Source organism: Pseudomonas sp. W15Feb34, from assembly GCF_023127765.1.
Lineage (GTDB): Bacteria > Pseudomonadota > Gammaproteobacteria > Pseudomonadales > Pseudomonadaceae > Aquipseudomonas > Aquipseudomonas synxantha_A.
In genome coordinates this window covers 22,099-29,917 of sequence record NZ_SPKN01000022.1, presented here as the reverse complement: position 1 = coordinate 29,917, position 7,819 = coordinate 22,099, and the positions used below count along the sequence as shown (strand labels likewise).

The following is a 7,819-nucleotide window of genomic DNA, read 5'->3' as shown; positions in this document are numbered from 1 at the left end:
CGACTGCGCCGGAAGTGGGGCGAATTATAGGCTTCCAGAATCTGCCGTCAACCTTCTTTTTCACATTTCTGTCATATCGGTCGAAAATGCCTTAGAAACGCGAAAGCCGGCCCCAAGGGGGCCGGCTTTCGCTTATCGAGTCTTACAGACTAGGGAAGGCGAACTGCGACGCTTCATGACTGGCCCGTTGCGGCCAACGCTGAGTGATCGCCTTGCGACGGGTATAGAAACGCACCCCGTCCGGCCCATAGGCGTGCAAGTCGCCAAACAGAGAGCGCTTCCAGCCACCGAAGCTGTGATATGCAACCGGCACCGGCAACGGTACGTTAACCCCTACCATGCCGACCTCAATCTCATCACAGAACAGCCGCGCTGCTTCACCGTCACGCGTGAAGATGCAGGTACCGTTGCCGTATTCATGATCGTTGATCAGTTGCATCGCCGCTTCCAGGCTATCCACCCGGACCACGCACAACACTGGCCCAAAGATCTCTTCTTTATAGATCCGCATCTCGGGGGTAACGCGGTCGAACAGACTGCCGCCAAGGAAAAATCCTTGTTCATGCCCGGCAATGCTCAAGCCGCGACCATCAACGACCAGCTCTGCACCCGCCGAAACACCCTCTTCTATATAGCCACTGACCTTATCTCGTGCCTGCCCCGTCACCAACGGGCCCATATCCAGGCCACAGGAGGTGCCCGCGCCGATCTTCAACGCCTTGACCTGCGGCACCAGCTTAGCGATCAACGCGTCCGCCACCTGGTCGCCCACGCACACCGCCACCGAAATCGCCATGCAACGCTCGCCGCAAGAACCATAAGCCGCGCCCATCAAGGCACTCACGGCGTTGTCCAGGTCTGCATCCGGCATCAGCACCGCATGGTTCTTCGCCCCGCCCAACGCTTGCACACGCTTGCCGCGCTTGGTCGCTTCGCTATAGATGTATTCGGCAATCGGCGTCGAGCCTACAAAGCTCAAGGCTTTAACTTCCGGCGCTTGAATCAATGCGTCCACCGCGCCTTTGTCGCCGTGCACCACACTCAGTACGCCTTTAGGCAGCCCAGCCTCCTGCAACAGTTGCGCGATCAACAACGTAGAACTCGGATCACGCTCCGAAGGTTTGAGGATGAAACAGTTACCGCACACAATCGCCAGCGGGTACATCCACAACGGCACCATCGCCGGGAAGTTGAACGGGGTGATACCCGCCACCACGCCTAGCGGCTGGAAGTCCGACCAGGCATCAATGTTCGGCCCCACGTTGCGGCTGTATTCGCCCTTGAGAATCTCCGGTGCCGAACACGCGTACTCCACGTTCTCGATCCCACGCTTGAGTTCACCCGCCGCGTCTTCCAGGGTCTTGCCATGCTCCTCACTGATCAACTGCGAGATACGTGCTTCGTTTTGCTCCAGCAACTGCTTGAAACGGAACATCACCTGGGCACGCTTGGCCGGAGGCGTATTGCGCCAGGCCGGAAACGCCGCCTTGGCTGAGTCAATCGCCTGTTGAATGGTTTCACGGCTGGCCAACGGCACCTGGTGAATCACCTGGCCGGTAGACGGGTTATAGACGTCGGCACTACGACCGCTGTCGTTGACCAGCTCACCGTTGATCAAATGCTGGATAAGGCTCATGCAGGGCTCCTGAAAAATTGTTCTATATAGAAGGAGAAATCAGTCGATCTTGTTCAGCACTTCGCCGACCGCGTCAAACAGACGGTCCAGGTCCTGCGGCTTGCTGTTGAAGGTTGGCCCGAACTGCAGGGTGTCGCCGCCAAAACGCACATAGAAACCGGCTTTCCACAATGCCATGCCGGCCTCGAATGGGCGCACGATGGCATCTCCATCACGCGGGGCAATCTGGATAGCCCCGGCCAGGCCGTAGTTGCGAATGTCGATCACATTCTTGCTGCCTTTCAAACCGTGCAGCGCGTTCTCAAAGTGTGGCGCGACTTCGGCTACGCTCTGCACCAGGTTTTCTTTCTGCAACAGGTCCAATGCCGCCAAGCCCGCCGCGCAAGCCACAGGGTGCGCCGAGTAGGTGTAGCCGTGGGGGAATTCCACGGCGTACTCCGGCGTCGCCTGGTTCATGAAGGTCTGATAGATCTCGCTGCTGGCAATCACCGCGCCCATCGGGATAGCGCCGTTGGTGACTTGCTTGGCGATGCACATCAGGTCCGGCGTCACGCCGAAGCTGTCGGCACCGAACATCGAGCCGGTGCGGCCAAAGCCTGTGATCACTTCGTCGAACACCAACAGGATATTGTGCTGGTCGCAAATTTCGCGCAGGCGCTTGAGATAACCCTGCGGTGGCACCAATACGCCAGCGGAGCCGGCCATCGGCTCGACAAACACGGCGGCAATATTCGACGCGTCATGCAGCTCGATCAGCTTGAGCAACTCATCGGCCAAGGCAATACCGCCCTGCTCCGGCATGCCCCGGGAGAAGGCATTGCTGGCCAGCAAGGTGTGAGGCAGATGGTCGACATCCATCATCGCCTGGCCAAACAGCTTACGGTTACCGTTCACACCGCCCAGACTGGTACCGGCGATGTTCACGCCGTGGTAACCACGGGCGCGACCAATCATCTTGGTCTTGGTGGCCTGGCCTTTGAGGCGCCAGTAAGCCCGCACCATCTTCACCGCCGTATCGGCACATTCAGAGCCCGAATCGGTGAAAAACACATGATTCAGGTTGCCTGGGGTCAGGTCGGTGATCTTTTCCGCCAACTGGAAGGACAACGGATGACCGTATTGGAAGCCCGGAGAGTAGTCCAAGGTGCCCAATTGCTTAGCGACCGCTTCCTGGATTTCCTTGCGCGTATGCCCGGCGCCACAGGTCCACAGGCCCGACAACGAATCATAAACCTTGCGCCCCTTGTCATCGGTCAACCAGCTACCCTCGGCGGCCACGATCAGGCGTGGATCGCGCTGGAAGTTGCGGTTGGCGGTGTAGGGCATCCAGTGCGCATCCAGCTTGAGTTGGCTGGCCAGGGTCGATGGGGCGTTTTCGGGCATGTTCATCAGCAAAACCTCGCAGGGCAACAGGCAGCGTCGGGATTGAAAAAGCGTTGTTGCAGCTAAATTGCCACGGGGATAAAGTCGGTGAAATCCAACTCTTCTAACCTTCAGTCAGGACTTCACTAAACTATGAGCAGCCGTCGTCCCGACCCTTTGGCCCAAGTCAGCGACTTCGACATTCGCTTGCTGCGCATCTTTCGCAGCGTGGTGGAATGCGGCGGCTTCTCGGCGGCAGAGACCGTGCTCGGCATCGGCCGCTCGGCCATCAGCCAGCAGATGAGCGACCTGGAGCAGCGGCTCGGCCTCAGACTTTGCCAACGCGGCCGCGCCGGTTTTTCCCTGACGGAGGAAGGCCGCGAGGTTTATCAGTCAGCCCTGCAATTGTTGAGCGCCCTGGAAAGCTTTCGCACCGAGGTCAACGGCCTGCACCAGCATTTGCGCGGCGAGTTGATCATCGGCCTCACCGACAACCTCGTCACCCTGCCGCATATGCGCATCACCCACGCACTGGCGCAGTTGAAGGAACGCGGCCCGGACGTGCAGATCCAGATCCGCATGATCGCCCCCAATGAAGTAGAACAAGGTGTACTTGATGGCCGTCTGCATGTCGGCGTGGTGCCCCAGGCCAGCGCCCTGTCGGGTCTGGAATACCAACCGCTGTACAGCGAGCGCTCACTGCTTTATTGCGCGGTCGGGCACCCGCTGTTTTATGCCGACAACAAACAACTCGATGACGAGCGCATCGACAGCCAGGACGCCATCGCCCCTACCTTTCGCCTCCCCGCAGAGATCCAGGCCCACTACCAGGCGCTCAACTGCACGGCCAGCGCTTCGGACCGTGAAGGCATGGCGTTCCTGATCCTCACTGGCCGCTATATCGGCTACTTGCCCGATCACTACGCCAGCCTGTGGGTGCAACAAGGCCGACTGCGCGCGCTGAAACCGGCTACACGTTTTTACGATTTGAGCCTGGCATCGGTCACACGCAAAGGCCGGCGCCCTCATTTGGTGCTGGAAAGTTTCCTTGAAAGCCTGGCCGCGACGCGCTAACTCGGGCCTCACGCAAAAAGCTGAGCACATGGACAGCTTTTTGCAAGGCACAAGGACCTTGAACCGTCCGCCTCGAGTCTACCCGCCATGCCACCAGAATCTGCCAGCCCCAGCGACCTGATCTACGGCCTCAACGACCGCCCCAAACCACTGCCGGCTCTATTGGCAGCACTACAACATGTGCTGGCGGCGTTCGTCGGCATCATTACTCCGCCGCTGATCATCGGCTCCACGCTCGGCCTCACCGCCCACCTGCCCTATCTGATCAGCATGGCGCTGATGGTGTCCGGCGTAGGCACGTTCATCCAGGCACGCAGGCCGTATGGTATCGGCGCCGGTATGATCTGCCTGCAAGGCACTAGCTTTGCGTTTCTCGGCGCGGTGTTGGCGGCAGGCTTTCTAGTCAAGCAACGCGGCGGCAGCCCGGAAGACATTCTGGCGATGATCTTCGGCGTGTGCTTCTTCGGCGCGGCGGTACAGATCGTGTTGAGCCGCTTCATCGGCCAACTGCGTCGTGTCATCACCCCCCTTGTAACGGGGATCGTCATCACGTTGATCGGCATCAGCCTGATCAAAGTGGGGATTACCGACCTCGGCGGCGGTTTTAATGCGCCAGACTTCGGCGCCCCTGCGAACCTGGCACTCGGCCTGTTCGTGGTACTGACAATCATCCTGCTCAACCGCTCCAATACCCCGTGGGTACGCTTGAGCGCCATTATCATCGGCCTGGCCCTGGGGAGCCTCGCGGCGTGGTTCAGCGGTAAACTGGTGCCCCAAGCCCTGCCCGACTTGCCCTTGATCAGCCTGCCGATGCCGTTCCGATTTGGTTTCAACTTTGACTGGAGCGCTTTCCTGCCGATTGCGCTGATTTATCTGATCAGCAGCATCGAAACCGTCGGCGACCTCACGGCCAATTGCATGATCGCCCGCCAACCCATCAGCGGTGCATCTTATATAAGCCGGCTCAAGGGCGGCGTGCTGGGCGATGGCGTGAGCTGCATGATTGCCGCCACCTTCAGCGCGTTCCCCAACACCACCTTTGCCCAGAACAATGGCGTGATCCAGCTCACCGGCGTGGCCAGCCGTTACGTCGGTTTGTATATCGGTGTGCTGCTGTTCTGTCTGGGCCTGTTTCCATTGATCGGCGCCGTACTGCAGCAAATCCCCAAGCCGGTGCTGGGCGGCGCGACCCTGGTGATGTTCGGCAGCGTGGCCGCCGCCGGCGTGCGTATCCTCGCCCAGGCGCCGCTGGATCGACGCAGCATGTTGATCATTGCCACCTCGTTTGGCGTCGGCCTGGGTATCGCCGCTCAACCCAACTTGCTGCACCTGATGCCGACACTGGTACAGAACCTGTTCGACTCGGCCATCACCAGCGGCGGCCTCACCGCCATCGTATTGTGCCTGTTGCTGCCGGAAGCCAAGGCGAGTACATGCGCTACAAACCCAACAGCGCAAAGCGAAAGCCTGGAGCCGCTTTGACGGTTTTATTGCATCGGGACTTGTCTGAGGCTTGAGGGTGGGTTATCTGTGCACACGTCGCCTTTATCGATCAGCACGGAAACCTCCATGAGCCTCGAAGTTCCTGCCCACAGCAACCACGCCGGTAAACCCGCCAGCCGCATTCGGCAAAAGAACGAACAAGCTATTCTCCAGGCTGCTGAAGATGAATTCGCCCGCCATGGCTACAAAGGCACCAGCATGAACACCATCGCTGCCAGTGCCGGGCTGCCCAAGGCCAACTTGCACTACTACTTCACCAACAAGCTGGGCCTGTATATCGCGGTGCTCAGCAATATCCTCGAATTATGGGACAGCACCTTCAACGCGCTGACCGCCGAGGATGACCCGGCCGTGGCGCTTGCGCGCTACATCCGCACCAAGATGGAGTTCTCGCGGCGCCAACCACAAGCCTCGCGGATCTTCGCCATGGAGATCATCAGCGGCGGCGAATGCCTCACCGAATATTTCGGTCAGGACTATCGCGCCTGGTTCAGTGGCCGAGCCGCGGTGTTCCAGGCGTGGATCGACGCCGGCAAAATGGACCCCGTCGATCCCGTGCACTTGATCTTCCTGCTGTGGGGCAGCACCCAGCACTACGCCGACTTCGCCACCCAGATCTGCCGCGTCACCGGTCGCACCAAGCTGACCAAGCAGGACATGGAAGACGCCGGCACCAACCTGATCCATATCATTCTCAAAGGCTGCGGCATCAAGCCGGCCCTATAAAAACGAAGCGAGTTATGTCTTTTACGCTGACAGGCTTTTGCGAATTTCGTGAAGAAATACGCAAAAGCCGCTTTATCACCTTGGCGGTGCCGATCACCAGCCCGCAGGACGCCCAGGCGTTTTTCGAGCAGCACAGCGACCTGAACGCCACACACAACTGCTGGGCCTGGAAGCTGGGCGATCAATACCGCAGCAACGACGACGGCGAACCCGGTGGCACCGCCGGGCGACCGATCCTCGCGGCTATCGAGGCCCAGGGGTTCGATCAGGTCGCGGTGCTGGTGATCCGCTGGTACGGCGGCATTCAATTGGGGACGGGCGGACTCGCCCGCGCCTACGGTGGTGGCGCAAACAAATGCCTGCAAAATGCCGAGCGCATCGAACTGATCAGCCGTGTGCCCCTGAGCTGCGCCTGTGGGTTCTCCGAGCTGAACCTGGTGAAGCTGCGCGTCGCCGAACTCGGCGGTTTAGTGCTGGAAGAAACCTTCACCGCCAACGGCGTGGAGCTATACCTTGCGCTGGCAGGGGCACACATCGACACCCTGCAAACCCAGCTCGCCGACCTGAGCCGTGGGCGCATCCTGCTGCAACGCTGAAACTGCTACTGTTAGGCGCTGAACTCCCTGAACCGCGACTTCAAAGGAAGCCTTCATGTCTACACCAAAAACCGCACTGATCATCGGCGCCTCGCGCGGGCTGGGCCTTGGCCTGGTCAAGCAACTGCTCCAGGATGGCTGGGACGTCACCGCCACCGTGCGTGATCCGCACAAGGCCGATGCCCTCAAAGCCGTGGGCCCGGTGCAGATCGAGAAATTGGATATGGATGATCAGCAAGCCGTGATCGCCCTGGCCCAACGCTTGAAAGACCGCACCTTCGACCTGCTGTTCGTCAACGCTGGCGTCAAGGGCCCGGCGAACCAGGAGCCAGGCCACGCCACCCTCGCAGAGGTCGGCCAGCTGTTTTTCACCAACGCCGTGGCGCCGATCAACCTGGCCCAGCGCTTTGTCGGGCAGATCCGCAAAGACACCGGCGTGCTGGCGTTCATGAGTTCGGTGCTGGGCAGCGTGACCATTCCCGACGGTTCGGACCTGGCGCTGTACAAGGCCAGCAAGGCTGCCCTCAACTCAATGACCAACAGCTTTATCACCCAGTTGGGCGACCACAAGCCGACGGTTCTGTCGCTGCATCCGGGCTGGGTGAAAACCGACATGGGCGGAGAGAACGCACATATCGACGTCGACACCAGCGTGCGCGGCCTGGTGGATCAAGTAAATGCCTACACCGGCAAGGGCGGCCATCACTTCGTGGACTACAAGGGCGACACCATCGCCTGGTAAATACACCGATCAACCTGTGGGAGGGGGCTTGCTCCCGATGGCTGAGTGTCAGTCAATGCTGTGTGGACTGGTCCACCGCTATCGGGAGCAAGCCCCCCTCCCACTCTGTACCTACTCCTACAGCTAGACCCCGTAATGAACTACACGTAATCTAGCCCCCTCGCCCTCCCCGGCGACCCT

7 protein-coding genes are annotated in these 7,819 nt (G+C 60.0%); 5 read left to right on the top strand and 2 right to left on the bottom strand.

The features are described 5' to 3' along the window. Window positions 1-142: 142 nt before the first annotated feature. Together E4O97_RS09815 and E4O97_RS09810 are read right to left on the bottom strand one after the other, a co-directional pair. On the bottom strand, window positions 143-1,636 hold the full coding sequence (locus tag E4O97_RS09815) for a CoA-acylating methylmalonate-semialdehyde dehydrogenase (RefSeq protein WP_032878059.1): 1,494 nt from the start codon (window positions 1,634-1,636) through the stop codon (window positions 143-145). A 39-nt stretch (window positions 1,637-1,675) separates the two neighbouring features. After that, window positions 1,676-3,025, bottom strand: a complete 1,350-nt coding sequence (locus E4O97_RS09810) for an aspartate aminotransferase family protein (RefSeq protein WP_248161245.1) — start codon at window positions 3,023-3,025, stop codon at window positions 1,676-1,678. Between the two features lie 126 nt (window positions 3,026-3,151). Here E4O97_RS09810 and E4O97_RS09805 point away from each other — a divergent pair, with 126 nt between their 5' ends. From E4O97_RS09805 to E4O97_RS09785, 5 genes are all read left to right on the top strand, one after another. Then, entirely contained in the window at window positions 3,152-4,072 is a 921-nt protein-coding gene (locus E4O97_RS09805) for a LysR family transcriptional regulator (protein WP_003188270.1), read from the top strand. Between the two features lie 87 nt (window positions 4,073-4,159). Further along, entirely contained in the window at window positions 4,160-5,554 is a 1,395-nt protein-coding gene (locus E4O97_RS09800) for a nucleobase:cation symporter-2 family protein (RefSeq protein ID WP_078820208.1), read from the top strand. Window positions 5,555-5,641: 87 nt separating this feature from the next. Next, window positions 5,642-6,301 (top strand): TetR/AcrR family transcriptional regulator, encoded by a 660-nt coding sequence (locus tag E4O97_RS09795; RefSeq protein WP_005784489.1) that lies wholly within the window; start codon window positions 5,642-5,644, stop codon window positions 6,299-6,301. Window positions 6,302-6,315: 14 nt separating this feature from the next. After that, complete coding sequence (locus E4O97_RS09790; RefSeq protein ID WP_216090697.1) at window positions 6,316-6,897, top strand: YigZ family protein; 582 nt, start codon at window positions 6,316-6,318, stop codon at window positions 6,895-6,897. 55 nt (window positions 6,898-6,952) lie between these two features. Beyond that, window positions 6,953-7,639: an SDR family oxidoreductase gene (locus E4O97_RS09785; protein WP_005784485.1), complete on the top strand. Its 687-nt coding sequence runs from the start codon at window positions 6,953-6,955 to the stop codon at window positions 7,637-7,639. The last annotated feature ends 180 nt before the right edge of the window (window positions 7,640-7,819 follow it).

Bases quoted from the DNA above. Each gene is read 5' to 3' on its own strand.
- E4O97_RS09815 (WP_032878059.1), bottom strand. From the start codon at position 1,636: ATGAGCCTTATCCAGCATTTGATCAACGGTGAGCTGGTCAACGACAGC.
- E4O97_RS09810 (WP_248161245.1), bottom strand. From the start codon at position 3,025: ATGAACATGCCCGAAAACGCCCCATCGACCCTGGCCAGCCAACTCAAG.
- E4O97_RS09805 (WP_003188270.1), top strand. From the start codon at position 3,152: ATGAGCAGCCGTCGTCCCGACCCTTTGGCCCAAGTCAGCGACTTCGAC.
- E4O97_RS09800 (WP_078820208.1), top strand. From the start codon at position 4,160: ATGCCACCAGAATCTGCCAGCCCCAGCGACCTGATCTACGGCCTCAAC.
- E4O97_RS09795 (WP_005784489.1), top strand. From the start codon at position 5,642: ATGAGCCTCGAAGTTCCTGCCCACAGCAACCACGCCGGTAAACCCGCC.
- E4O97_RS09790 (WP_216090697.1), top strand. From the start codon at position 6,316: ATGTCTTTTACGCTGACAGGCTTTTGCGAATTTCGTGAAGAAATACGC.
- E4O97_RS09785 (WP_005784485.1), top strand. From the start codon at position 6,953: ATGTCTACACCAAAAACCGCACTGATCATCGGCGCCTCGCGCGGGCTG.